The organism is bacterium (assembly GCA_026129405.1).
In the GTDB taxonomy this organism is placed as follows: domain Bacteria; phylum Desulfobacterota; class Binatia; order DP-6; family DP-6; genus JAHCID01.
The window spans coordinates 483,354-508,219 of record JAHCID010000002.1; the positions used below are offsets into that span (position 1 = coordinate 483,354).

A 24,866-nucleotide genomic window follows, 5' to 3' on the forward strand; every position below is an offset into this window, starting at 1 on the left:
CAGGAACGCGACAAGCCGGACATGCGGACGCTGCCTGTGCTCCTCGCCGTGCTCTGCCTGTCCCTGCCCGCCGCCGCCCAGGGCCCGGTGGGGCGCTACCAGGATTTCGGCGACGCCACCGGATTCCTCAACATTCTGCCCCCCGGACAGGATGGCTCGCTGAACGCGACCGAGGCCCTCGCGGCCGCCGCCGGCAGCTATCCGCCGCACGTGATCGACCAGCTCGGCATGTACGGCGACCTCGTCTACGCCGTTCCCGGCCTCGCCGAGTCGCAGCTGCTCGACTACTTCAAGGACGCCTCGTTCGGGGTCCGCGACGCCGACGTCGGGCGGGTCTACTCCCCCACCGCCGGGGTGACCGTGGTGCGCGACGCCGGCTTCGGCGTCCCGCACATCTACGGCACGACGCGCTGGGCGACGATGTTCGCGCAGGGCTACACCGCGGCCGAGGACCGGCTCTTCCTCATGGACGTGCTGCGCCACACCGGCCGCGCCCGCCTGTCCGAGTTCCTCGGCGGCTCGCCGTCGAACCAGCACATGGACCGCGACCAGCTGGCGCTCGCGCCCTACCAGGAGGCCGATCTCACCGCCCAGATCGAGGCCATCCGCACCAGCGGCGCCGAAGGGCAGGGCGCCTACGACGACCTCTTCGCCTACCGCGACGGCGTGAACCAGTACGTCCAGGAGGCGCTGCTCGACGCGACCAAGCTGCCCGCGGAGTACCCGGCGCTCCAGCAGCTGCCGCAGCCGTGGAAGCTCGAAGACGCGGTCGCGATCGCGTCGCTGGTCGGCGGCATCTTCGGCAAGGGGGGCGGCGGCGAGCTGCGCAACCACTGCGCGCTGCAGCGCATGACGGCGACGCTCGGCAGCGCGTCGGCCGCGCGCGCCGTCTTCGACGACCTGCGCTTCGCCGACGATCCCGAGGCGCCGACGACCACGCGCCGTCCCGCGCCGTATCCCGTCACCGGCACGCCGAACCCCGCCGCGCATCCCGACGTCGACTGCGCCACGCTCCGGCCGGTCGATCCCGGCGGCCCGCCGCTCGGCGCGCTGCTCGACGTGATCGCCGGCCTCGGCCGCGCGCTGGGCCTGCCGCGGGCGATGAGCAACGCCATGCTGTTCGGCCGCGAGCACACCGACACCGGCGCGCCGATCGCGGTGTTCGGTCCGCAGACGTCGTACTACATGCCGCAGCTCCTCATCGAGAAGGACGTGCACGGCCCCGGCATCGACGCGCGCGGCGCCGCCTTCGCCGGCACCGATCTGTGGGTGCAGCTCGGCCGCGGCCGCGACTACGCCTGGTCGGCGACCAGCGCCGGCGCCGACAACATCGACCAGTTCGTCCTGCGGCTCTGCGAGCCCGGCGGCGGCGCCGCGACGCCCGACTCGCTCGGCTACCTGCGCCACGGCGTCTGCCAGCCGATCGAGCGCTGGAACCACGTGCAGATCGCGAAGCCGAGCGCGGGCGGCATCCCGACCGTCTCGGAGACCGGCGCGATGTGCGCCAATGCCGTCGACGACGACGGCGACGGCTTCGTGAACGACGGCTGCCCGCAGGTGGGCCTACTGCCGGAGCTGCTGCAGCAGTGTCTCAACGCGATCGACGACGACGGCGACGGGGCGGTGAACGACGGCTGCCCGCCGGTCGTCGGTCCCGACCTCGTGCTCTCGTGGCGCGTCGAGCGCACGGCGCACTACGGCCCGATCGTCGCCCGCGGCCGTCTGACCGACGGCACGCCGATCGCGGTCGCGACGCTGCGCACGACCTACGGCAACGAGCTCGGCTCGGCGATCGGCTTCCGCCGCGTCAACGATCCCGCCTTCATGGCCGGCGGCTTCGACGCCTTCCGCCAGGCGATGGGCGCCGGCGTCGACTACACGTTCAACTGGTTCTACGTCGACGCGCGCCACATCGGCTATCAGCATTCGTGCCGCTGCCCGCGACGCGCCGCCGGCGTCGATCCGGCGCTGCCTGCGTGGGGCACGGGCGCGTGGGACTGGCAGGGCATGATCGGTCTCGCCGAGCAGCCGTGGGATCTCGATCCGCCGGAGGGCTTCCTCACCTCGTGGAACAACAAGCAGGCGCCCGGCTTCCGGGCGAACGACGCGAACTACTTCTACGGTCCGGTCTACCGCAGCCAGATGTTCGACCGCCGCGTCGAGGCCGCGATCGCCGCGGGCCCGGTGACGCGCGCCGCCGCCGTCGACGCGATGGAGGATGCGGGCACCGTCGATCTGCGCGCGCAGGAGGTGCTGCCGCTGCTGCTCGAGGTGATGGGGGCGACGGCGCCCGGCGGCGTCGACGCCCGCGCGCAGAGCATGCGCGACCGCCTGGCGGCGTGGGACACGCACCGCCGCGACCGCGACGCGAACGGCGCCTACGACGATCCGCAGTCGCCCGCGATCATGGACGCCTGGTGGCCGCGCCTGGCGCACGCCGTCTTCGACCTGCCCTCGGGCAGCGCCATCGGCGCGCTCGGCCTCACGCTCGACGACCCGAACCGCGCGAACCACATCGGCTCGGCGTTCCAGGACGGCCTGTACGGCCACGTCCACAAGGATCTGCGCCGCGTCCTCGGCCGCCCCGGCCCGTCGCCGTTCTCGCGCGCGTACTGCGGCGGCGGCGCGCTCGCCGCGTGCCGGACCCTCCTGTGGCAGTCGCTGTCCGACGCCGCGGGCGATCTCACCCTCGAGTTCGGCTCGTCGGCCGTCGCCGCCTGGCAGCGCCAGGTCGCGGACGACGAGGTCCGCCACACCGCCGCCGGCATCACCAGCGTCCCCGCGATCCACTGGATCAACCGGCCGACGTTCCAGCAGGTGGTGCAGCTGCCGGCGAAGCGCGTCGTCGACCACTACCGCTGCTACAAGGCCCGCTCGAACGTCCGCTTCCCCGGCGCGATCGTCCAGGTGGACGACGCCTTCGGCACCACCCGGACGTTCGCCCAGCGCCTCGAGTCGCTCTGCCTCCCGGTGGCCGTGAACGGCGACCCGATCCGCGACCCGAGCGCGCACCTCGCCTGCTACCGCGTGAAGCCGCTCTCCGGAGAGCTCCGCTTCGCGCGCCGCGCCGTGACGCTCGCCGACCCGTTCGGCACCCGCGCGCTCGACCTCGTGAAGGCCCGCACGCTGTGCGTTCCCGCGGCGCGCGACGCCGTCCCGTCTGCCCTGCTCCTCGACGCCTTCGCCTGCTACAAGGCCGGCGCTCCGCAGCCCCGCTTCGTACGCCGCACGGCCGCCGTCGCGGACGCGTACGAAACGAAGACCTCGGTCGTGCAGAAGCCCCAGGCGGTCTGCGCCCCCGCCGGCCTCGACGGCGGGGAAGCCGGCGACGGCGCGACCTTCCTCACCTGCTACAAGGCGAAGGACGCGGCAGGACAGCCGAGGTTCACGGCGCGCGCGGCGAGCTCCGCGGACCGCTTCGGGGCCTGGCCGGGCGTCGCGACGAAGGTGGCGGGACTGTGCCTGCGCAGCGTGCGGCCGTGAGTGGGCAGGGCGACGGGGGGCGCGCTCGGCCGGGGGCGCGCGCCGGGATCGATCGCGCAGCGCGACCCCATCCGCGGCGCCGACGGACGCGAGCGCGGTGCCGCCCGCGTGGACCCACGACACCGCCCACGATCATCCCCGCCCTGGTTGACTCGCACGCCGCCCACCGACAGGTATCACGCTCCCGAAAGGAGGCTCTGCATGCATCGTCTCGCTCTCTCCGCTCTCGCCGTCCTCGCGCTCGCCACCTCGGCGCTGGCGCAGTCCGCCACCTGGAACATCGATCCGGCGCACAGCACCATCGGGTTCGGCGTGCGGCACATGATGGTCAGCACCGTGCGCGGGAAGTTCACGAAGTTCACGGGCACGATCACCGGCGACCCGGCGAAGCCCACGGAGGCGGTGATCGACGTCACCATCGACGCGTCGAGCATCGACACGGAGAACGAGAAGCGCGACGATCACCTGCGCGGCGCCGATTTCTTCGACGTGGCGAAGTTCCCGACCATCACCTTCAAGTCGAAGCAGATCGCGCCCGGGCCCGACGGAACCTTCCTCGTGACCGGCGACCTCACGATGCACGGCACCACCAAGGAGCTGGTGCTCACCGTCTCCGAGTTCGCGGCACCGATCCAGGACCCGATGGGCAACCTGCGCGGCGGCGGGCACGTCACCGGCAAGCTCGATCGCCAGGCCTACGGCATCGACTTCTCGAAGACCATGGACGCGGGCGGGCTCCTGGTCGGCAACGAGGTCACGATCAGCGTCGACGTCGAAGCCACCAAGGCGAAGTAGGGTGACCGTGTCCGGCGCCGACGACCGCGCCCCCATCCTGATCGGCGCCGGGCAGCTCACCCAGCGCGACGTCCATCCCGCCGAGGCGCTCGAGCCGCTGGCGATGATGGAGGTCGCGGCGCGCCGGGCCGCCGAGGACGCGGGCGCGAGCGCGTCGCTCCTCGCGCGGCTCGACGCGATCGCGGTCGTCAACGTCTTCTGCTGGCCGTACCGCAACCCGCCGGGCGCGCTCGCGGCGCGGCTCGGTGCGACGCCGGCCGACCTCTGCTACACGACCGTCGGCGGCAACTCGCCGCAGTCGCTCGTGAACGACACCGCCGACCGCATCGCGCGCGGCGAGACGCGCCTGGCGCTGCTCGCCGGCGCCGAGGCCGTGCGCACGGTGATGCGGGCGCAGAAGACCGGGGTGTCGCTCGCGTGGTCGCACGGCGTCGACGGCACCTGCACCGTCGTCGGGGACCGCCGCGAGGGCACCAGCGCACACGAGATCGCGCACGGCTTCCAGCTCCCCGTGCAGGTCTACCCGCTGTTCGAGAACGCCATCCGCGCCGCGCGCGGCTGGTCGATCGAAGCGCATCGCGCCCAGCTCGGCCGCCTGTGCGCCGGGCTCGCCGCCGTCGCCGCCGACAACCCCTACGCGTGGTTCCGCGACCGGCCGGCGCCCGAGGACCTCACCACCGTCACGCCGCAGAACCGCCTCGTCGGCTTCCCGTACACGAAGCGCATGAACGCGATCATCGACGTCGACCAAGCCGCGGCCGTCCTCATGACGTCGGCCGGCGAGGCGCGGCGGCTCGGCATCCCCGAGGATCGCTGGGTCTACGTGTGGGGCGGCGGCGAGGCCAACGACAAGTGGCTCGTCTCCGAGCGCGTCGCGTACTCGCACTCGCCGGCGATCCGCGAGGCGGGACGGCAGGCGCTCGCCGCGGCCGGCGTCGGCATCGAGCGCATCGCGCACTTCGACCTCTACTCCTGCTTCCCGTCGGCGGTGCAGCTGGGCCGCGACGCGCTCGGCATCGCGCCGGACGACCCGCGCCCGCTGACGGCGACCGGCGGCCTGCCGTACTTCGGCGGCCCGGGCAACGACTACTCGATGCACGGCATCGCCGAGATGCTGCCGCGCCTGCGCGGCAAGGCCGACGCGCTGGGGCTCGTGACCGCGCTCGGCTGGTACGTCACCAAGCACGCCGTCGGCGTCTACGGCGGCGGCCCGAAGCCCGGGCCGTGGGTGCGCGAGGACCCGAAGGCCGCGCAGGCGAGGCTCGACGCCGAGCCGTCGCCCGCGGTCGTCGAGGAGCCGCCCGCGGGCCCGGCGACGATCGAGACCTACACCGTCGTCCACGACCGCGAGGGCGCGCCGATGCGCGGCATCGTCATCGGTCGCCTCGACGACGGCCGGCGCTTCCTCGCCAACACGCCCGACGACCGCGAGCTGCTCGCCGCGCTCGAGACGCGTGAGGGCGTCGGCGTGCGCGGCCGCGTGTCGACGGCGGACGGGCAGAACCGCTTCACGCCCGGCTGAGGGCGTGCGCGGACGGTCGCCGTCGGGCAGCATCCGGCGGCGAGATGGGGGAGCAGCGCGCCGCCGCGGTCCTGCTGGTTCTCGCGTTCCTCGGCTTCGCCGCGATCGGGCTGCCGGACGGCCTGCTCGGCGTCGCGGTGCCGTCGATCGTGGGCGACTTCGGCATCGCGCCCGGCGAGATCGGCGTCCTCCTCGCCACCTTCATGGTCGGCTACCTGGTCGCGAGCTTCGCCAGCGGCCGGCTGCTGGCGCGCTTCGGCGTAGGGTCGGTGCTGGTGTGGAGCTGCGTCCTCACCGGCGCGAGCCTCCTCGGCTACGCGACCGCGCCGTGTTGGGCGGTGATGCTGGCCTGGTCGCCGCTCGGCGGGCTCGGGGCCGGCGCCATCGACGCCGGCATCAACACCTACGCCGCCACCCGGCACGGCGTGCGCACGCTCAACTGGCTGCACGCCTGCTACGGCGTCGGCGTCACGCTGGGGCCGCTGCTGCTGGGCGTCCTCTTCGCCGCGGGGCAGCCGTGGACGGCGGGCTACGCGCTCGTCGGGACGGCGCAGCTCGCGCTCGGCGTCGCCTTTGCGGCGACGCGTACGCGGTGGCCACCGCCTGCCCCGGCCCGCACCGGCGCGCCGGTGGCCGCGTCGGTGCGCGGCACGTTGCGCGCGCCGCGCGTTCTCGCCGGCGTCGCCACCTTCACGACCTACACCGGCATCGAGGCCGCCGCGGGCGTCTGGGCCTACAGCCTCTTCACGACCAGCCGCGGGGTCGCCGAGAGCACGGCCGCAGCCTGGGTGGCGGCCTACTGGGCCAGCTTCACCGTCGGCCGCGTGCTCCTCGGCCCGGTCGCCGAGCGCATGCTCCTGCGGACCTTCCTGCGCGGCGCGATCGCGACCATGGTCGCCGGCGCGGCGCTCCTGTGGCTGGCGCCGGGCGCGCTCGGTCCGGTCGGGCTCATGCTCCTCGGCATCGGCTGCGCGCCGGTCTTTCCGTCGCTGATGGCCGCGACGCCGGCTCGCGTCGGCGCGGCGCACGCGCCGAACGCGATCGGCTTCCAGGTCTGCGGCGCGACGGTGGGGCAGAGCGCGCTGCCGGCGCTGGTGGGCACGATGGCGGCGCACGCGGGGTTCGAGGTGCTGGGACCGGTGCTGTGCGCGGCGTCGGTGCTGCTCTTCGTGCTGCACGAGACGCTCGGCCGTGTGCCCCCCGGCTGACGGCGCCCGCTCCTCATCGCGATCCGAACCAGCCCTCGAGCGCCGCGGCGCAAGGTCCCCCGATCCGCGCGCGACGGATATCTCGTGCGAGGCGGGTGTGCAGCCGGCGCTGGCGCGTGCGTTCGAGCGCCCGCGCATGTCGCATAGCCGGCTATCTGTCACGCTTGCGGCGCTCGCCCACCAGGTCCACCAACGCCGCCCCGATCGCCTCGCCCGCGGCGCGATGCCCGGCGACGCCGAGGTGCATCCCGTCGACGTAGACGTCGCCGCCGGCCGCACGATACGCCGCCGTCAGGTCGAGGAACGCCGCCTCGCGCCGCGCCGCCATCGCCGCGAACGCCGCGTGGTGCCGCTCGGGCGCGCCGTGCAGCGCGCCCTCGGTCGGGTGCCAGACGAGCAGGATGCGCGCGTCGCGGCCGCGGGCGGCGTCGACGAGGCCTTCGTACGCGGCGAGATTCTCCTCGGCGAGCGTTTCGAGGTCCGACGGCGGGCGGCCGACGCGATACCACCCGAGCACGCGGTACGCGCCCAGGACCAGCAGCTCTTCGAGCGCGAAGCGCGGCGCGAGGTTGAAGTACGGCACCTCGCCGATGCGCGTGCGCTCGCGGCGGAAGTCGTCGTCGAGGGCGGTGACGATCCAGACCGAGCTGTCGAAGCCGCCGGTGGTCATCGTGAGCCCGATCATGTTGCGCGGGCCCCAGGCGTTGACGCCGGCGTTGAGGGCTTCGACGCGCGGCACGCCCGCGCGCGCCAGCACGTCGCCCGCGACCTGCGAGAAGAGCTCCGCCTCGTCGACGTAGCTGCCGCCGTAGGTCACCGAGTCGCCGAGGAAGAGGAGGCGCGTGACGCCCGCCGGGCGCGGCACGACGACGTCGGGGCCGCGCGTGCCGACGTCGTTGATGCGCACCGTCGCGCCGTACAGGCGGCGATGCGTCTGGTCGGGGAGCGGCCGGAAGCCCCACGCGATGCGGTTGTCGTACAGCACGGGGTCGCCGAGACCGAGCGCACGCAGCCCGAGCTCGGCGACGACGAGCGCGCCGGCGAGCCCGACGAGCGCGAGCAGCGCCGTGGCCGAGCGTCGAGTCCGCATCGACGCGCTCTCTAGCATGGACGGCCTTGCGTCCCGCAGGGGCACCGACTAGCGTGCCCCGAAGTGAACGCCGCCGTCGGACTGCTCGGTCGTGTGCTGCCGTGCCTGGCACACGTTCGAGCGGACATCCCCGCCGAGCATCCGTCCGCCCGTCTGCTCGGCACCGAGCGCATGGGCTCGGGCACCGTCATCGATCCGAACGGCCTCATCCTCACCGTCAACTACATCCTGCTGGGTGCGGACGAGGTGCGCGTCACGCTGCTCGACGGGCGCGAGTACGTCGGCCAGGTCGTGAAGCACGACTTCGCCTCCGGGCTGGGGCTCGTGCGCATCCCCGACAGCGGCCTCGCGCACCTCTCCATGCGCCGCACCGGCGACGTGCGCTGCGGCGACGAGGTCTTCCAGCTCGCGAGCGTGGGCGAGGAGCAGGCGCGTGTCGGCACCGGCGGCGTCAGCTACATCGGCCCGTTCGACGCCAACTGGGAGTACGTGCTCGATCGCGCGATGATGACGACGAGCATGAACCCGGGGCTCGGCGGCGGCCCGCTGCTCGACCAGCACGGGCGCGTGCTCGGCGTCGTCTCGCTCAACCTGAACGAGATCGGTCGCTTCTCGATGGCGATCCCGTCCGAGTACTTCCTCGACGCGCAGCAGGCGTTTCTCGACGGCGCGGCGCGCGGCATGGGCCAGCGCGCCTGGCTCGGCGTGTTCTGCTACGCCATGAACCACCACGTCGTCATCGCGGGGCTGATGCCCGGGGCGCCCGGCGAGCGCGCGGGGCTGCGCGCGGGCGACGTCGTGCTCGCGGTCGACGGGCGCGACATCGGCGATCGCGCCTCGCTCTATCGCCAGGTGTGGCGGCGCCAGCCGGGCGAGCCGGTCACGTTGCGCGTCTTCCGCAACAACGAGGCGCGCCAGGTGACGATCGCGTCGGGCGACGTGGTCGCGTTCTTCGCATAGACGGGCGGCGGGGGCGGGGCGGGTGCTGCGGGGGACGATGGCGCTCGGCGACTTTCTGGTCGCCTACCTGCAGAAGCTCGGCGTCACGCATCTCTTCGGCATCCCCGGCGACCTCGTCCTGCGGCTCTTCCTGCGCTTCGGACGCCGCCGCGGGCTGCGCGTGGTGACGCTCTCGCACGAGCCCGGCGTCGGCTTCGCGGCCGACGCGTACGCGCGCGCCACCGGCCGGCTCGGCGTCGTCTGCGTCACCTACGGCGCCGGCGGCCACAACATGGTGAATCCGGTGGCCGGCTCGTTCGCCGAGCGCGTGCCGCTGCTCGTGCTCTCGGGCGGGCCCGGCGACGAGGAGCGCAAGCTCGGCACGCTGATCCATCACCAGGCGAAGGAGATCGAGTCGCAGCTGCGCATGTACCGCGAGCTCACCTGCGCGTCGGCGGTGCTCGACGATCCGCGCACGGCCGCCGAGACGCTGCACGAGGTCGTGCAGCGCATCTGGTGCGAGCGGCGGCCCGGCTACGTCGAGGTCCATCGCGACATGGTCGAGCGCCGCATCAGCGTGCCGCTCGAGCTGGTCGAGTGGGACGGCGCGCTCCGCTACGCGCGCTCCGACGAGCACAACCGCGACGAGGCGGTGCGCGACACGACGGCACGTTGGAACGCCGCGCGGCGGCCGTTCGTCACCGTCGGCATCGAGGCCTACCGCTACGGGCTCGATCGCGAGGTGCGCAGGCTGGCCGAGAAGCTCGGCGCGCCCGTCGCCACGACGGTGCTCTCGAAGGGCGCGTTCCCCGAGGACCATCCGCAGTTCATGGGCGTCCACATCGGCGGCATCTCGCCGAAGCCGATGCTCCGCCGCGTCGACCGCGCCGACCTGGTGCTGAACCTGGGCGCCATGCGCACCGACATGGAGCTGGGCTCGCGCCCGCCGCAGGTGACGCGCGACCGCTCGATCTGGGCGGTCTCGGGGCGCGTGCACGTGAGCCATCACACCTACGACGACGTGCAGATCCGCGACTTCGTCCGCGGCCTGCTGCGCGCGAAGCTGCGCCGCCACCGCGAGCGGGTGCGCTACTGCGACAACCTGCCGCCGCCGGCGAAGGACGCGACGAAGGCCCTGCGCGTCACCGACCTGCTGCACGAGGTCAACCGCTTCCTCGCCGACCGCAAGGGCTGGTTCGTGGTCGCCGAGTCGGGCGACATGCTGTTCGGCGGGCTCGACGTACGGGCGCCGCGCGACGGCGGCTACCTCGCGCAGGGCTTCTACGCCTCGATGGGCTTCGGCGTCCCCGGCGCGCTCGGCGCGCAGCTCGGCGGCGCGGGGCGGCCGCTCGTGCTGTCGGGCGACGGCGCCTTCCAGATGACGGGCCCCGAGATCGCGCAGGCACCGCGCTACGGGCTGAACCCGGTCGTCGTGGTCGTGAACAACGGCGGCTGGCAGATCTTCCGCCCGGTCGTCGACCAGACCGAGCTGCTCGACGTGCCGAGCTGGCCCTACGCGCAGCTGGCGCGCCTCTGGGGCGGGCAGGGGTTTCGCGTCGACACGCCGAAGGCGCTGCGTACGGCGCTGGCCGAGGCCGAGCAGCTGCAGACGTTCGTCGTCATCGAGGCGATCGTGCCGCCCGACGACCACTCGCCCATCGCGCGCAAGTACATCGAGGCGTCGGCCCGCCACGGGCGCCGGGAGGCCGTGGCGCGATGATCGCCCCCGGCCGCCTCTACAAGGATCTCGTCGCCGGCTTCCGCTGGGATGTCCCCGAGGAGTTCAACTTCGGCGCCCTCGTCGACGCTTGGGCGACGGACCGCAGCCGCGTCGCGCTCTACTGCGAGAACGAGCAGGGACGGCAGGAGCGATGGACGTTCTGGGACGTCGCCCGGCAGAGCACGCGCGCGATGAACGCGCTCGCCGGGCTCGGCGTCGCGCGCGGCGAGCCGATCCTCGTCATGCTGCCGCGCATCCCGCAGTGGCACCTCGCGATGGTGGCCGGGCTGAAGCTCGGATGCATCGTCATCCCGTGCACCAGCACGCTGCGCGCGAAGGACCTCGCCTACCGCATCCGTCACAGCGGCGCGCGCGCGATCGTCACCACCACGGGCTGCGTGCCCGCGGTCGAGGAGGCGCTGGCGACCGGGCTCGAGCTGCCGGTGCGCATCGCCGTCGGCGGCGCGCCGGCGGGCTGGCACGACTGGGACGGCGTCCTCGCGCAGGGGGCGGCGTCGGGCGTCGCCGCGCGTACGCGCAGCGACGAGCCGGCGCTGTGCTTCTACACCTCGGGCACGACGAAAGATCCGAAAGCGGTGCTGCACGCGCACGGCTACGCCTTCGCGCACCGCTGGACCGGCGACTACTGGTACGACCTGCGCCGCACCGATCTGCACTGGACGACGGCCGACACCGGCTGGGCGAAAGCGGCGTGGGGCGTGCTCTTCGGGCCGTGGATGAACGGCGTGCCCATGCTGCTCTACGACGGCCGCTTCGATCCCGCGCGCCAGCTCGACCTGCTCCAGCGCTACGAGGTGACGAGCTTCTGTGCGCCGCCCACCGAGTACCGCATGCTGGTGAAGCAGGAGCTGTCGCACTGGCGCCTGCCGCGCCTGCGGCACTGCACCGGCGCCGGCGAGCCGCTCAACCCCGAGGTCATCCACGCCTGGCACGAGGCGTCCGGCCTCTTCGTGCACGACGGCTACGGCCAGACCGAGAGCACGGTCCTCGCCGCCAACCTCCCCACCCTGCCGATCCGCCCCGGCTCGATGGGCATGCCGTTCCCGGGCCACGATCTCCGCGTCGTCGACGCCGACGGCCAGGAGGTGGCGACGGGCGAGGTCGGCGACCTCGCCCTGCGCGGCCGGCCGCCGTCGCTCTTCCGCGAGTACTGGAAGAACCCGGCGGAGACCGCCGCCTGCCGCCGCGGCGAGTGGTACGTGACCGGCGACCGCGGGCGGCGCGACGAGGACGGCTACCTCTGGTTCGTCGGCCGCGCCGACGACGTCATCATCTCCGCCGGCTACCGCATCGGCCCGTTCGAGGTGGAGAGCGCGCTGCTCGAGCACAAGGCGGTGCTCGAGTCCGCGGTGGTCGCGAGCCCCGACCCGGTGCGCGGCGAGATCGTGAAGGCGTTCGTCGTCCTGCGCCCCGGCGAGCGCGGCGACGCCGAGCTCGCCAAGGCGCTCCAGGACCACGTGAAGCAGGTGACGGCGCCCTACAAGTACCCGCGTGAGGTCGAGTTCGTCGCCGAGCTGCCGAAGACGGTGAGCGGCAAGATCCGCCGCGTCGAGCTGCGCGACCGCGAGCGGGCGACGAAGGGCGGAGCGACGCCGGGCTGACGCGGCGGGTGGCTTCCCGCGACCCGCGGGATGAGGCACAGGTCGTCGTATGGCCCACCTCGATCCCTGGCCCGCGCTGCCCCTCGCCGCGTGGCAGGACACCTGCGCGACGCTGCACCGCTGGCTCCAGGTCGTCGGCAAGATCCGCCTGGTGCAGACGCCGTGGATCAACCACTCCTGGCACGTGACGCTCTACCCGACGGTGCGCGGTCTCACGACCTCGCCGATGCCGTACGGGACCGGCACGTTCCAGATCGACTTCGACTTCTTCGATCACCGGCTGATCGTCGCGACCAGCGACGGAGCGGTGCGCACCGTCGCCCTGCGGCCGATGGCGGTGGCCGACTTCTACGCCGCGGTCTTCGCGGCACTCGGCGAGCTCGGCATCGCGGTGCACATCCACCCGGTGCCGAACGAGCTGCCCGATGCGACCCCGCTCGACGTCGACCGCGTCCACGCCGCCTACGACCCCGAGTACGCGCGTCGCTTCTGGCGCGTCCTGGCGCAGTCGGCGCGGGTCTTCACGGCCTTCCGTGCGCGCTACCTCGGCAAGTGCAGCCCGGTGCACTTCTTCTGGGGCAGCAACGACCTGGCCGTCACCCGCTTCTCGGGGCGGACGGCGCCGCCGCATCCGGGCGGCGTGCCGCACCTGCCGGACGTAGTCGCGCGGGAGGCGTACTCGCACGAGGTCAGCAGCGCCGGCTTCTGGCCGGGCGGCGGCGCCATCGACTACCCCGCCTACTACTCGTACGCCTATCCGTCGCCCGACGGCTTCGCCGACGAGCCGGTGCAGCCGGGCGACGCGTTCTGGAGCAAGGACCTCGGCGAGTTCGTCCTGCCGTACGACGCCGTGCGCACGGCCGCCGATCCCGACGCCGTCCTGCTCGCGTTCCTCCAGAGCACGTACGAGGCGGCGGCGAACCGGGGCGGATGGGACCGCGCCGCCCTCGAGCGTCGCGAGGGCGACGGGCCGCCGCGGTAGAAGTTGCCGGCCGGGGACGTCGTTGCCGCGCCGGAGCGGGCGGCGACGCCGGTGGGACGCGGGATCCCGGACGGCGCGCCGCTTGCTCCGCCGCCTGCGCCCGCGCGTTTCCCGCGCGCCGTCGCCCGACCAGGAGAGAGCCCGTGCCCGTCGAGACCCTCGAGACCCGCCGCATCGGCGACGAGCTGCTGACGCTCGTCCGCCGCGGCGATCAGTTCCGCATCGTGAGCCTGCCCGCCGCCGGCGCCCGCGTGCGCTCCGTCGCCGCGGCCAGCCGCTGGCGCTTCCGCTCCCGCGAGGTCGCCCGCCGCGCCTTCACCTTCGCGGTCGCGTCCGAGCGCGTCTGGGCCGCGCGTCTCGATGGCCGGCGCGCCGACGCCTTCGCGCTGGCGGCGGCCGCCGCCGGGCGCGCCTTTCGCGGCGCGGCGCTCCGCCACGACGATCTGCCCGAGGCGATCGTGCTGCGCGGCGACTGACGGATCGCCCGCTACGCCGTCGCCGGGCGCAGCTCGACCAGCCGGTCGCTACCGAGGCCGCGCATCCGCGGCGGCGGCACGCCGACCGCGTCGCGCCAGAAGGCGTCGTCGCGCAGGAGCGCCGCCGTCGCCTCGAGGTGCCCGTCCTGGGAGAAGAGCACGCCGTCGGGACGCAGCAGCGGGAAGAGGTGCACGAGGCAGGTGCGCGTCGAGGCGAGGAGGTCGACGTCGAGCAGCACGACGTCGAGGGCCGGGTGGAAGCCGGGCAGCGTGTCGGCGAACCAGCCCTTGTGGAACGTGCAGACCTCGGGCGCGCCGAAGCGCGCCACCGTGCGCCGTACGCTCGGCAGGCGGCCGCGGAACGCGCCGGCGCGGAAGACGACCGGCTTGCCCCAGGTGTTGTGGTGTCGCTCGTCGTTGGCGGGGATGCCCTGGAAGGAGTCGAAGACGTGCAGGTGGCCGCCGGCGATGCGGGTCGCGAGGCTCAGCTTCGCGGTGCTCGCGCCCTTGGCGACGCCGCACTCGACCACCGTCGGGCCGCTTCGTCGCAGGATGGCGTCGGCCACGGCGAGCATCTCGGCCTGCGCGTGGTAGGCGCGCACCTGGTTCGTCGTGTGGACGAAGCGGCCGACGAGGGCGAGGCGGCCGCGCAGCGGCAGCGCCGGGTACGGCGTCGCGAGGAAGCGCAGCACCGCGCGCCGGTCGCGGCGCAGGAGGAAGCGCAGCGACTGGAGCCGGCGGTAGAGCGTGCCGGGGCCGCGGCGGACGCGCATCGCGCCGGGCGTCTATCCCCGGGCGCGTGGGGTGGGCAAGCAGACGTGCGCCGTGGCGCGTCTGGACGCGACCGGGCGCCCTGCTGTAGCGAACCCCTCGTGAAGAACGGCTTCCGCGTCGCCGACAGCGACATGCACCTCTTCGAGCCTGCCGATCTCTGGCAGCAGTGGATCGATCCGGCGTGGAAGCATGCCGCGCCGGTCGGGCTCACGGAGATGCGACGCGACATGCGCGTCAAGGTGAAGTCGCACGTCATCCTGCGCCTCGGCCGCGTGCGCCCGCAGACCCACCACAGCGCGTGGAAGTCGGAGCACGAGGGACCGTACGACCACGCCGAGCGCCAGGGCTGGAACCCGACGTCGCAGAAGGAGGCGATGGACGCCGAGGGGCTCGACGTCGCCGTGCTCTTCCCGACGCGCGGCCTCTTCGTGCTCGGCCTCGACACGCCCGAGATGATGGGTCCCGACGGCCTCGAGCCCGACCTCGCGGCCGCGATCGCGCGCGCCTACAACGACTGGCTCGCCGACTTCTGCCGCCACCACCCCGATCGCTTTCTCGCCGCCGGCATGGTCGCACCGCACGACGTCGCCGCCGCCGTCGCCGAGGCGCGCCGCTGCGCCGGCATGGGCTTCAAGGCGGTGTTCCTCTCGCCGGGAGCGGTGAACCGCCGCCCCTGGCACCATCCCGCCTACGATCCGCTGTGGGGCGAGTGCGAACGGCTCGGGCTGGCGGTCGGCTTCCACGGCGGCGGGCAGAACTTCCTGCGCCCCGACTTCTCGCTCGAGGTGCTCGACAAGCTGATGATGTGGCACACGTTCAGCCAGCCGCTCGGCATCATGGCGACGGCCGTGAGCCTCACCGCCGGCGGCGTGTGCGAGCGCTTCCCGAGGATCCGCTTCGCGCTGCTGGAGGGGAACTGCGCCTGGGCGCCCTGGCTCTTCTATCGTCTCGACGAGCACTGGGAGTGGCTCGGCAGGATGGAGGCGCCCGAGCTGACGATGAAGCCGTCGGACTACTTCCGCCGCAACTGCTGGCTCTCGGTCGAGGCCGACGAGGCGCTCGTGCGCCAGTACGTCGAGGTCTTCGGCGACGACAACCTGGTCTTCTCGACCGACTACCCGCACGCCGACTCGAAGTACCCGCACGCGGTCGAGACCTTCCTCACGCTGCCGCTGTCGGAGACCGCGAAGCGGAAGATACTGTGGGACAACTGGTGCCGGCTGTACGACGTCGCGGGGTGAGCCTCAGAGCGCCGCGCTGATCGCGTCCCAGCGCCGCCCCGCTCGTCGTCTTCGCCCACGCAGGCCACGAGCCAGGTACGAACGTAGCGGCGGTCGAGGTGATCACCCTGCACGGCGAGACGAAGAAGAGGTCGACAGGGACGTCACCGAATCGGCCGCGGGCGTCGCCGCGCTCGCGCGCCGTGCGTTGGGCGACGCTGCGATCGAGCTCCGCAACCCAACGACGGGTGCGGTCGTCGACGCCGGTGGCCATGAGCCGCGCGTACGCCGTGACCCCGGAGGATGCCACGGGCTCGGCACCGGTGCGGGTCCGCGCGGCGCCCGGGCGCGAATGGGCGCACGTACTGGCGACCGGCGCGTTCATCCCGTAGGGGTGAAGGCAGGGAGCCATGAGCGACGCGCACGAGACGCCTGCGGTCCCCAGCGAGATTCCACCGGCCGAGCTCGAGGAGTGGCTCGAGTCGCTCGACGGCTTCATCGCCGCCAGCGGCACGGGGCCCACCGAGCAGCTGATCGCGCGCCTGGTCGAGCGGGCACGGCGGGCCGGCGTGCCGGTGGCGGCCACGCTCGAGACGCCGCAGGTGAACACGATCCCGGCGTCGCGCCAGCCGGCCTTCCCCGGCGACGTCGCGCTCGAGCGCCGCATCAAGAGCCTGGTGCGCTGGAACGCGATGGCGATGGTGGTGCGCGCCAACCGCCAGGCCGAGGGCATCGGCGGCCACATCTCCACCTTCGCGTCGGCCGCGACCCTCTACGAGGTCGCCTTCAACCACTTCTTCCGCGGCAAGGACGCCGGCGTCGACGCCGACCAGATCTACTTCCAGGGCCACGCCGCGCCGGGCATCTACGCCCGTGCCTTCCTGGAAGGACGCCTCGACGAGTCCCGCGTCCACAACTTCCGCCAGGAGCTGCGCGCGACGCCGGGGCTGTCGTCGTATCCGCATCCGTGGCTCATGCCCGACTTCTGGGAGTTCCCCACGGTGTCGATGGGCCTGGGGCCGATCATGGCCATCTATCAGGCCCGCTTCAATCGCTACCTCGAAGATCGCGGGCTGAAGCCGAAGGGGAAGGGCCATGTGTGGGCCTTCCTCGGCGACGGCGAGACCGACGAGCCCGAGTCGCTGGGCGCGCTCACGCTCGCGTCGCGTGCGCACCTCGGCAACCTCATCTTCGTCGTCAACTGCAACCTCCAGCGCCTCGACGGTCCGGTGCGCGGCAACGGGCAGATCATCCAGGAGCTGGAGCGCGCCTTCCGCGGCGCCGGCTGGCACGTGATCAAGGTGGTCCTCGGCAGCGACTGGGACCCGCTGCTCGAGAAGGACCCCGAGGGCCTCATCGCACGCCGCTGGTCCGAGGTCGTCGACGGCGAGGTGCAGAAGTACTCGGTCTCCGACGGCGCCTACATCCGCGAGCATTTCTGGGGGAAGTATCCCGGCCTCGCGACGCTGGTGGAGCACCTGAGCGACGGCGAGCTCGCGAAGCTGAACCTCGGCGGCCACGACCCGGTGAAGATGTACGCCGCCTACCGTGCCGCCGTGGAGCACGATCGCGGCCCGGTCGTCATCCTGGCCCGCACCATCAAAGGGTACGGCCTCGGCGAGCACGGCGAGGGCAAGAACGTCACGCACCAGCAGAAGAAGATGAACGAGGACGAGCTGCGGGAGTTCCGCACCCGCTTCGGCATCCCGATCTCGGACGAGGCGCTCGCCTCCGCGCCGCTCTATCGGCCCGCGCCGGACAGCGAGGAGGCGACGTATCTGCGCGAGCGCCGCGCGGCGCTGGGCGGCCCGGCGCCCGCCCGCCGCGTGCACTGCGAGCCGCTGCCGCCGCCCGCGCCGGGCCTGTTCGAGGAGTTCTTCGCGGGCGCCGGCGACGACCGCAAGGTCGCGACCACCATGGCCTTCGTGCGGCTGCTGGCGAAGCTCCTGCGGGACGAGCACGTCGGCCGCTACGTCGTCCCGATCGTGCCGGACGAGGCGCGCACCTTCGGCATGGAGGCGCTCTTCCGCCAGTGCGGCATCTACTCGCACGTGGGCCAGCTCTACGAGCCCGTCGATGCGAAGAGCCTGCTCTACTACAAGGAGGTGCGCGACGGGCAGATCCTCGAGGAGGGCATCACCGAGGCGGGCTCGATGTCGAGCTTCATCGCCGCCGGCACCGCCTATGCGACGCACGGCATCCCGACCATCCCGATGTTCATCTACTACTCCATGTTCGGCTTCCAGCGCATCGGCGACCTGGTCTGGGCCGCGGCCGACATGCGCTGCAAGGGCTTCATGCTGGGCGCGACGGCGGGGCGGACGACGCTCGCCGGCGAGGGTCTCCAGCACCAGGACGGCCACAGCCACCTGCTCGCCTATCCGGTGCCGCAGCTCGAAGCCTACGATCCGGCGTACGCCTACGAGATCGCCGTCATCGTGCGCGAGGGCATCCGGCGCATGTACGAGAAGATGGAGGACGTCTTCTACTACCTGACGCTCGCGAACGAGCCCTACGCGATGCCCGCCATGCCCGCCGGCGTCGAGGAGGGCATCCTGCGCGGCATGTACCTCCTGCACCGCGCGCCCGACGACGACTCGCCGCGCCGCGTGCAGCTGCTCGGCACCGGCGCCATCCTCGAGGAGGCGGTGCGGGCGCGCGCGATCCTCGGCGAGCGCTACGGCATCGCGGCCGACGTGTGGAGCGTCACCAGCTACAAGGCGCTGCACCGCGACGCGCTCGACGTCGACCGCTGGAACCGGCTGCACCCGAGCCGCGCGCCGCGGGTGCCGTACGTCGCCGAGTGCCTCGGCTCGCGGCGCGGGCCGGTCGTCGCGGCCAGCGACTACGTGCGCGCGCTGCCCGAGTCGATCGCGCGCTTCGCGCCGTTCCCCATGACCTCGCTCGGCACCGACGGCTTCGGGCGCAGCGACGGCCGCAAGGCGCTGCGCGACTTCTTCGAGGTCGACGCGCGCCACATCGCGCTGGCGGCGCTGGCGGCGCTGGCGCGCACCGGCGTCGTCGAGCCGCCCGTCGTCGAGCAGGCCCTCACCGACCTCGACATCGACCCGGAGCGCGTGAACCCGCTGCTCCGCTGAGCCGCCGCGAGCTGGAAGGACATGAGCAAAGAGCTGAGCGTGCCCGAGCTGGGCGAGAACATCGCCTCCGCCACGGTCGTCGAGGTCTTCGTCAAGGCCGGCGACCACGTCGACAAGGACCAGGCCGTGCTGAGCCTCGAGACCGACAAGGCGCAGTTCGAGCTGCCGGCGAGCGACGCCGGCACCGTCGACGCGGTGCTGGTGCAGGTCGGCGACGACGTGCGCGTCGGGCAGGCGGTGCTCCGGCTGTCGGACGGCGAGTCGGGGGCGGCGGCGGCGCCTGCGCCTGCGCCTGCGCCGAAGGCCGCACCGAGCGAGCCGGATACACCACCGGCCGAGGCGGAGGAGGCGCCCGCGCCGGCGCGCTCGCCCGCGCCCGAAGCGAAGCGCCCGGCCGCGCCGCGCAGCCGGTGCAGAGGAACGCGGGCGCCGACGGCGGGAGCGGGACGCGGCCCGAGCCGCCCGCGCGGCGGCCGGCGCCGCGCGACAGAAGGCCGCAGCCGCGCGTGCCGCCGAGCCGGCGCCCGCGGCCAGGGCCGTCCCCGCCGACGCCATCGCCGCCGCGCCCTCGGTCCGCCGCCTCGCGCGCGAGCTCGGCGTCCGTCTCGCGGACGTCGTCGCCGCGACCGGCGACCCGCGCGTCACCGCGGCCGAGGTGCGCAGCTTCCGGGAGAAGGCCGCGGAGAAGGCCGCGCGCCCGTCCGCGAAGGCGCCCGCCGCAGCGAGCGGCTTCCCTGTGTCCGAGCCCCTGCCCGACTTCTCCCGGTGGGGCGAGATCGAGATCGAGGAGATGTCGAAGATCCGCCGCAGGACCGCCGAGAACATGGCGCGCGCCTGGGTCGAGATCCCCACCGTCACGCACCATGACGAGGCCGACATCACGCAGCTCGAAGGGCTGCGCAAGCGCTACGCGGCGCGCGTGAAGGAGGCCGGCGGCAGCCTCACCTGGACCGCCATCCTGCTGCACGTGGTCGCCGGGGCGCTGCGCCGCTTCCCGCAGTTCAACGCCAGCGTCGACATGGCGGGGAACCGCATCATCCACAAGAAGTACGTCCACATCGGCGTGGCGGTCGATACCGAGCGCGGGCTGCTCGTGCCCGTCATCCGCGACGCCGACAAGAAGAACATCGTCGCGCTCGCGAAGGCGCTGGCCGAGGTGTCCGAGGCGGCGCGCAGCCGCAACATCAAGCCCGACATGATGCAGGGCGCGACCTTCACGATCACGAACCTCGGCGGCATCGGCGGCGTGGCGTTCAACCCGATCGTCAACCCGCCCCAGGTCGCCATCCTCGGCGTGTCGCGCGGCAGCGTGCGCCCGCTATGGAAGGACGAGCAGTTCGTCCCGTGCCAGGTGCTGCCGCTGTCGCTGTCGTACGACCATCGCGTCATCGACGGCGCCGACGCGGCCCGCTTCCTGCGCTGGACGTGCGAGGCGCTCGAAGAGCCCTTCCTGCTCGACCTCGAGGGGGGGCAGTGAGCACGCCCGACAAGGCCGGCCTCGTCGTGCTCGGTGCGGGACCGGGCGGTTACGCCGCGGCCTTCCGCGCCGCCGATCTCGGCGTCGACGTGACGCTGGTCGATCCCGAGCCCGAGCCGGGCGGCGTCTGTCTGTTCCGCGGCTGCATCCCGTCGAAGGCGCTGCTGCATCAGGCGGCGCTCATCGAGGAAGCGAAGGACGCCGCCGAGCGCGGCGTCGCCTTCGCCCCGCCCGCGATCGACGTCGCGCGGCTGCGCGGCTGGAAGGACGGCGTCGTACGCACGCTCACGGGCGGCCTCGGCAAGCTGGCGCAGAGCCGCGGCGTGAAGCGCCTCCGCGGCCGCGGCACGTTCCTCGACGGCTCGACGCTGGAGATCACGCCGGTCAGCGGCGAGCGCACGCGCCTGCGCTTCGAGCACTGCATCGTCGCCACCGGCTCGCGCCCGGCGTGGCTGCCCATCCTCGACACGGAGTCGCCGCTGGTCATGAACTCGTCGGAGGCGCTCGACCTGCCCGACGTGCCACCGCGGCTCCTCGTCGTGGGCGGCGGCTACATCGGCCTCGAGCTGGCGTCCGTCTACGCGGCGCTCGGCTCCCGCGTGACCCTCGTGGAGATGACGCCGACGCTGCTCCCCGGCGTCGACCGCGACCTCGTGCGCGTGCTGGTGAAGCGGCTCGAGCCGCGGCTCGAGGCCGTGCTGCTGGAGACGAAGGTGACGAAGGTCCGCCTCGCCGAGACCGAGTGCCAGGTGACGCTCGAGGGCAAGGTCGATCGGCCCGAGCGGACGTTCGACCGCCTGCTCGTCGCCACCGGCCGCAAGCCCAACTCGAGCGGCCTCGGATTGCGGCACACGAAGGTGCGCATCGACGAGAAGGGCTTCATCGAGGTCGACGCGCAGCGCCGCACCGCCGAGCCGCACGTCTTCGCCATCGGCGACGTCGCGGGCGAGCCGATGCTGGCGCACAAGGCGACGCACGAGGGGCTCACCGCCGCGGCGGCGGTCGCCGGGCGGCACGCGGCGTTCGAGCCGCAGGCGATTCCGGCGGTGGTGTTCACGGATCCGGAGCTCGCCTGGTGCGGGCTCACCGAGGAGCAGGCGAAGCGCGACGGGCGGCCGGTCAGCGTCGCGCGCTTTCCGTGGGCGGCGTCGGGGCGCGCCCTCACGCTGGCGCGCCCCGACGGCCTGACCAAGCTCGTGGTCGACCCGGAGACCAAGCGGCTGCTCGGCGTGGCGATCGTCGGCCACGGCGCCGGCGATCTCATCGCCGAAGCCGTGCTCGCGATCGAGATGGGCGCGACGGCGGAGGACCTGGCGCTCAGCGTGCACCCGCATCCGACCCTCTCCGAGACGCTCATGGAGGCGGCGGACGCGGTGTTCGGCCTGAGCGTCCACGTCCACAAGCGCCGGTAGGCGCCCCGGGCTCAGGACGCCGGCGGGTGCGGCGTCACGCGCGTCCACAGGTCGTCGAAGGTGCGCGTGTCGAAGAACGCCGTGGCCTCGACCACGCGTCCCTCCCGCATGCGGAAGTACCAGGTGTAGGTGTTGCGGTACTCCTGCCCGTCGCTCGCGGTGGCGACGCCGTCGAACAGGATGATCACCATGTCGCCGTCCGCCCAGACGCCGCGCACGGTGGGCTTCAGGGGCACGGAGACGCGGGCGTTGAACGGGCCGATCACCTGCTCGAGGAAGTCCTTTCTCGTGTAGGTCTTCGAGAGCGGCGACGAGCCGACGATGGTCCACGAGGCGTCGGCGTCGAGCAGCTCGAACGGGCTGCCCGTGCGCTCGCGCCAGCGGTCGAAGGCGGCGGTGACCAGCGCCTTGTTCGAGGTTTCGTCGTGGGGCGTGTCAGCCATGGAGGCCTCCGTGAGGGCGGGGACGATCGCCAGCGTGATGGCGCCGACGGGTCGGGCGGGGAGCATGCATCGCGCACCGTAGCCGGTGGTCCAAGGATGGGAAACAGGGCGGCGATCTGCCCGCCTCCATGCCGAGGTCGATGCGCGGTGAGGTCGTCGTGTCCGCGAGCGGCTCGCGCGCGGGCACGCGCCCGCTACCGGCGACGTGGGGACGACGACGGGCGTCCGTCCAGCCGCAGCGGGCGCGTCCCGCGGCGCACCGTCCCCGCGAGCGGCACGTACGCCAGCTCGCGCACCTCGCGCGTGCAGCGCAGCAGCAGCCCGCCGCGGCTCATGTCGCCGCGCCCCACGAAGTCCGACGGGAACAGCAGCCGATCGCCCAGGAGGGGCGCGAGCACGGCGGCGTACTTGTCGCTGGCGACGCTGCCGAGCAGCACCACCTCGGTCTCGGGGTGCGGGTCGAGCCGCCGGACGAGCGTCTCGAGGTCGCGCCGCAACGGTGCGGCGTAGCGCGGCTCGGCGGCGTCGATGGGGACGTCGGCCCAGCCGCGCAGCACGTCCAGGGTGACGCGGCTCTGCGGGGGGCGCAGGCCGTCGGTGGCGGTGATCACGAGCACACCCGGCAGCGGACGGGGCGGCCGTGCGAACGCCGTGGCGTAGTGGAGCTTGCCGCGGAAGTAGAGCCCGGAGAGGAAGCTGAACACCTCGCCGAGGGCGGCGCCGGCGGGCGCGCGCACCGCGGTCGCCAGCTCGGACCGCGCCCGATCGCCGAAGAGCAGGCGGGCGCGCGCGCCGCGGCAGGACGCAGGCGACAGCAGGAACACGCGCGGCGGCGTCACGGGCGGACGGCCGCGGCGAAGGCGCCGGCGGGGAGGGTGTTGAGGACGTCGGCCGCGCCGAGGCCGCCGCGGCGGGCCATGTCGACGCCGTAGCGCGCGTTCGCGAGCGCGCGCGTGGAGTGGGCGTCGGCCGAGACGACGAAGCGCAGGCCGCGGGCGCGCGCCTTGCGGATGCCCTCGGGCGCGAGGTCGAGCCGGTGCGGATCGCCGTTCACCTCGATGGCGACGCGCGACTCGGCGGCAGCGTCGAGCACCGCGTCGAGGTCGACCGCGAACGGCGGCCGGCTGCGCACGTAGCGGCCGAGCGCGTGTCCCCAGATCTTGAACACGGGATGGCGCATGGCGCGCACGAGGCGCCGGGTCATCCCGGCGGCGTCGAGCCCGTGGCGGTCGTGGACGCTCGCGATCACGACGTCGAGCTGCGCCAGGACCGGGTCGGAGAAGTCGAGCGCGCCGTCGCGCAGGATGTCGCTCTCGGTGCCGCGCAGCAGGCGCACCCGCACGCGCTCCTGGACGGCGGCGATCGCATCGCCCTGGCGGCGCAGCCGGTCGGCGTCGAGCCCGCCGGCGTAGCCGGCGCTCGCCGAATGGTCGGTGATGGTGAGGTAGTCGAGGCCCAGCGCGTCCGCGGCGCGGGCCATGGCCTCGATCGTGTCGCGGCCGTCCGACCAATCGGTGTGGCAGTGCACGGCGCCGCGCAGGGCGTCGTGACGCAGCAGCGCGTCCGCCCGCGTCCCCGCGGCGGCCGCCTCGATCTCGCCGGCGTCCTCGCGCAGCTCGGGCGCGACGTCTGCGAGCCCGAGCCGTGCGTAGACGTCGGCCTCGCGCTGCGACGGGGCCACGAGCCCGTCGAGGTGAAGCCGGCGCTCCTGCGCCCGCGTCCGCAGTCGGGCCACGTGGCGTGGACTGCCGGTGGCGGCGATCCATGTCGCGGCAAAGCGCTCGGGTGACGCCACGTGGACGGCCACGTCGAGCAGCCCCGGCCGGACGATCACCGGGCCGTCGATCGCTGCGGCGCCGGGCAGGGAGGCGGCGTGCCGCCAGACGGCGTCGGGCGCCGGGGTCGCGATCGCGACCTCGAGACGCTCGGTCAGCTCGACGCGCCGGCGCAGCGTGCCCGCCAGCTCGACGCGTGCAGCGGCCGGATGCGCGCGCAGGTGGGCGAGGACGCGGGCGGCCTCGGCGTCGGCCTCGGGCAGGAGCGCGCCGCGTGCCCGCTCGGCGAGCGCCGCGAGCCGGGCGCAGACGGCGCGCTCGGTCGCCTCGCCGAAGCCGGGCAGGCCGCGCAGCCGCCCGTTCTCGCAGGCCTCGCGCAGCGCCTCGAGCGACGCGACGCCGAGCGCGTCGTGCACGGTGCGGATGCGGCGCAGCGACAGGACGGCACGCAGCTCGGCCGTGCCGGGCGGGAAGCGGCTGCGCAGGCGCTCGAGGCCGGCGAGACGCCCGGTGGTCACCAGCTCCGCGACGGCGGCGGCGATGGTGTCGCCGATGCCCGCGATCGCCGTCAGCCGGCCGGCCAGGACCAGCGCGGCGAGGTCGCCGGGGACCTGGAGGACGACGTCGGCGGCGCGGGTGAAGGCGCGGGCGCGGAAGTAGTTGCCCTTCTCCAGCGCGAGCAGCGCGCCCATCTCGCGCAGGGCGGCCGCCACGGCGGGCGCGCTCGGTGCGCCGGCCGTGCCCTGGGACTCTCGCACCGGCGACGCGCGTGTATGATCGCGGCGTGGCAACGTCCCATTCCGTACGCCGAACCCGCGCGGCATCAAGTC

General features: G+C 73.6%; 18 protein-coding genes. 13 read left to right on the forward strand and 5 right to left on the reverse strand.

Annotated elements, in window-relative coordinates:
* Nucleotides 1-21 precede the first annotated feature (21 nt).
* From KIT14_10575 to KIT14_10590, 4 genes are all read left to right on the forward strand, one after another.
* On the forward strand, nucleotides 22-3,483 hold the full coding sequence (locus KIT14_10575) for a penicillin acylase family protein (protein ID MCW5890983.1): 3,462 nt from the start codon (nucleotides 22-24) through the stop codon (nucleotides 3,481-3,483).
* Nucleotides 3,484-3,684: 201 nt separating this feature from the next.
* The gene (locus tag KIT14_10580; protein MCW5890984.1) at nucleotides 3,685-4,278 is read left to right on the forward strand and encodes a YceI family protein; all 594 of its coding nucleotides are present in this window, start codon (nucleotides 3,685-3,687) and stop codon (nucleotides 4,276-4,278) included.
* Nucleotides 4,279-4,381: 103 nt separating this feature from the next.
* Nucleotides 4,382-5,800, forward strand: a complete 1,419-nt coding sequence (locus tag KIT14_10585) for an acetyl-CoA acetyltransferase (protein MCW5890985.1) — start codon at nucleotides 4,382-4,384, stop codon at nucleotides 5,798-5,800.
* A gap of 44 nt (nucleotides 5,801-5,844) precedes the next feature.
* A complete protein-coding gene (locus KIT14_10590; GenBank protein MCW5890986.1) occupies nucleotides 5,845-7,008 on the forward strand; it encodes an MFS transporter in 1,164 nt (387 codons plus the stop codon).
* Between the two features lie 151 nt (nucleotides 7,009-7,159).
* Here the strand turns inward: KIT14_10590 and KIT14_10595 are convergent, their stop codons facing one another.
* Nucleotides 7,160-8,098, reverse strand: coding sequence for a hypothetical protein (locus KIT14_10595; GenBank protein MCW5890987.1), 939 nt, complete (start codon nucleotides 8,096-8,098; stop codon nucleotides 7,160-7,162).
* A gap of 63 nt (nucleotides 8,099-8,161) precedes the next feature.
* Here KIT14_10595 and KIT14_10600 point away from each other — a divergent pair, with 63 nt between their 5' ends.
* From KIT14_10600 to KIT14_10620, 5 genes are all read left to right on the forward strand, one after another.
* Nucleotides 8,162-9,058, forward strand: coding sequence for a serine protease (locus tag KIT14_10600; GenBank protein ID MCW5890988.1), 897 nt, complete (start codon nucleotides 8,162-8,164; stop codon nucleotides 9,056-9,058).
* 22 nt (nucleotides 9,059-9,080) lie between these two features.
* Nucleotides 9,081-10,757, forward strand: coding sequence for an alpha-keto acid decarboxylase family protein (locus KIT14_10605; protein MCW5890989.1), 1,677 nt, complete (start codon nucleotides 9,081-9,083; stop codon nucleotides 10,755-10,757).
* On the forward strand, nucleotides 10,754-12,379 hold the full coding sequence (locus tag KIT14_10610; protein ID MCW5890990.1) for an acyl--CoA ligase: 1,626 nt from the start codon (nucleotides 10,754-10,756) through the stop codon (nucleotides 12,377-12,379). Before KIT14_10605 ends, KIT14_10610 begins: the two co-directional genes overlap by 4 nt.
* Nucleotides 12,380-12,428: 49 nt before the next feature.
* Nucleotides 12,429-13,361, forward strand: coding sequence for a hypothetical protein (locus tag KIT14_10615; GenBank protein MCW5890991.1), 933 nt, complete (start codon nucleotides 12,429-12,431; stop codon nucleotides 13,359-13,361).
* Nucleotides 13,362-13,504: 143 nt separating this feature from the next.
* Nucleotides 13,505-13,837, forward strand: a complete 333-nt coding sequence (locus tag KIT14_10620; GenBank protein ID MCW5890992.1) for a hypothetical protein — start codon at nucleotides 13,505-13,507, stop codon at nucleotides 13,835-13,837.
* 11 nt (nucleotides 13,838-13,848) lie between these two features.
* On the opposite strand, the gene KIT14_10625 is transcribed toward KIT14_10620, so the two are convergent.
* Nucleotides 13,849-14,610 carry a class I SAM-dependent methyltransferase gene (locus KIT14_10625; protein ID MCW5890993.1) on the reverse strand — a complete coding sequence of 254 codons (762 nt, stop codon included), beginning with the start codon at nucleotides 14,608-14,610 and terminating at the stop codon, nucleotides 13,849-13,851.
* 99 nt (nucleotides 14,611-14,709) lie between these two features.
* Here KIT14_10625 and KIT14_10630 point away from each other — a divergent pair, with 99 nt between their 5' ends.
* From KIT14_10630 to lpdA, 4 genes are all read left to right on the forward strand, one after another.
* A complete protein-coding gene (locus KIT14_10630) occupies nucleotides 14,710-15,852 on the forward strand; it encodes an amidohydrolase (protein MCW5890994.1) in 1,143 nt (380 codons plus the stop codon).
* Nucleotides 15,853-16,241: 389 nt separating this feature from the next.
* Nucleotides 16,242-18,929: a pyruvate dehydrogenase (acetyl-transferring), homodimeric type gene (aceE, locus tag KIT14_10635; protein ID MCW5890995.1), complete on the forward strand. Its 2,688-nt coding sequence runs from the start codon at nucleotides 16,242-16,244 to the stop codon at nucleotides 18,927-18,929.
* Between the two features lie 280 nt (nucleotides 18,930-19,209).
* On the forward strand, nucleotides 19,210-20,406 hold the full coding sequence (locus tag KIT14_10640) for a 2-oxo acid dehydrogenase subunit E2 (GenBank protein MCW5890996.1): 1,197 nt from the start codon (nucleotides 19,210-19,212) through the stop codon (nucleotides 20,404-20,406).
* Nucleotides 20,403-21,818 carry a dihydrolipoyl dehydrogenase gene (gene lpdA / locus KIT14_10645; GenBank protein MCW5890997.1) on the forward strand — a complete coding sequence of 472 codons (1,416 nt, stop codon included), beginning with the start codon at nucleotides 20,403-20,405 and terminating at the stop codon, nucleotides 21,816-21,818. Before KIT14_10640 ends, lpdA begins: the two co-directional genes overlap by 4 nt.
* A gap of 11 nt (nucleotides 21,819-21,829) precedes the next feature.
* Here the strand turns inward: lpdA and KIT14_10650 are convergent, their stop codons facing one another.
* The 3 genes from KIT14_10650 to KIT14_10660 all read right to left on the reverse strand — a co-directional run bounded on the left by KIT14_10650 (nucleotide 21,830) and on the right by KIT14_10660 (nucleotide 24,860).
* Complete coding sequence (locus KIT14_10650) at nucleotides 21,830-22,261, reverse strand: nuclear transport factor 2 family protein (protein ID MCW5890998.1); 432 nt, start codon at nucleotides 22,259-22,261, stop codon at nucleotides 21,830-21,832.
* Between the two features lie 194 nt (nucleotides 22,262-22,455).
* Entirely contained in the window at nucleotides 22,456-23,040 is a 585-nt protein-coding gene (locus KIT14_10655; protein MCW5890999.1) for a hypothetical protein, read from the reverse strand.
* 56 nt (nucleotides 23,041-23,096) lie between these two features.
* Nucleotides 23,097-24,860 (reverse strand): DNA polymerase/3'-5' exonuclease PolX, encoded by a 1,764-nt coding sequence (locus tag KIT14_10660; protein MCW5891000.1) that lies wholly within the window; start codon nucleotides 24,858-24,860, stop codon nucleotides 23,097-23,099.
* Nucleotides 24,861-24,866 lie beyond the last annotated feature (6 nt).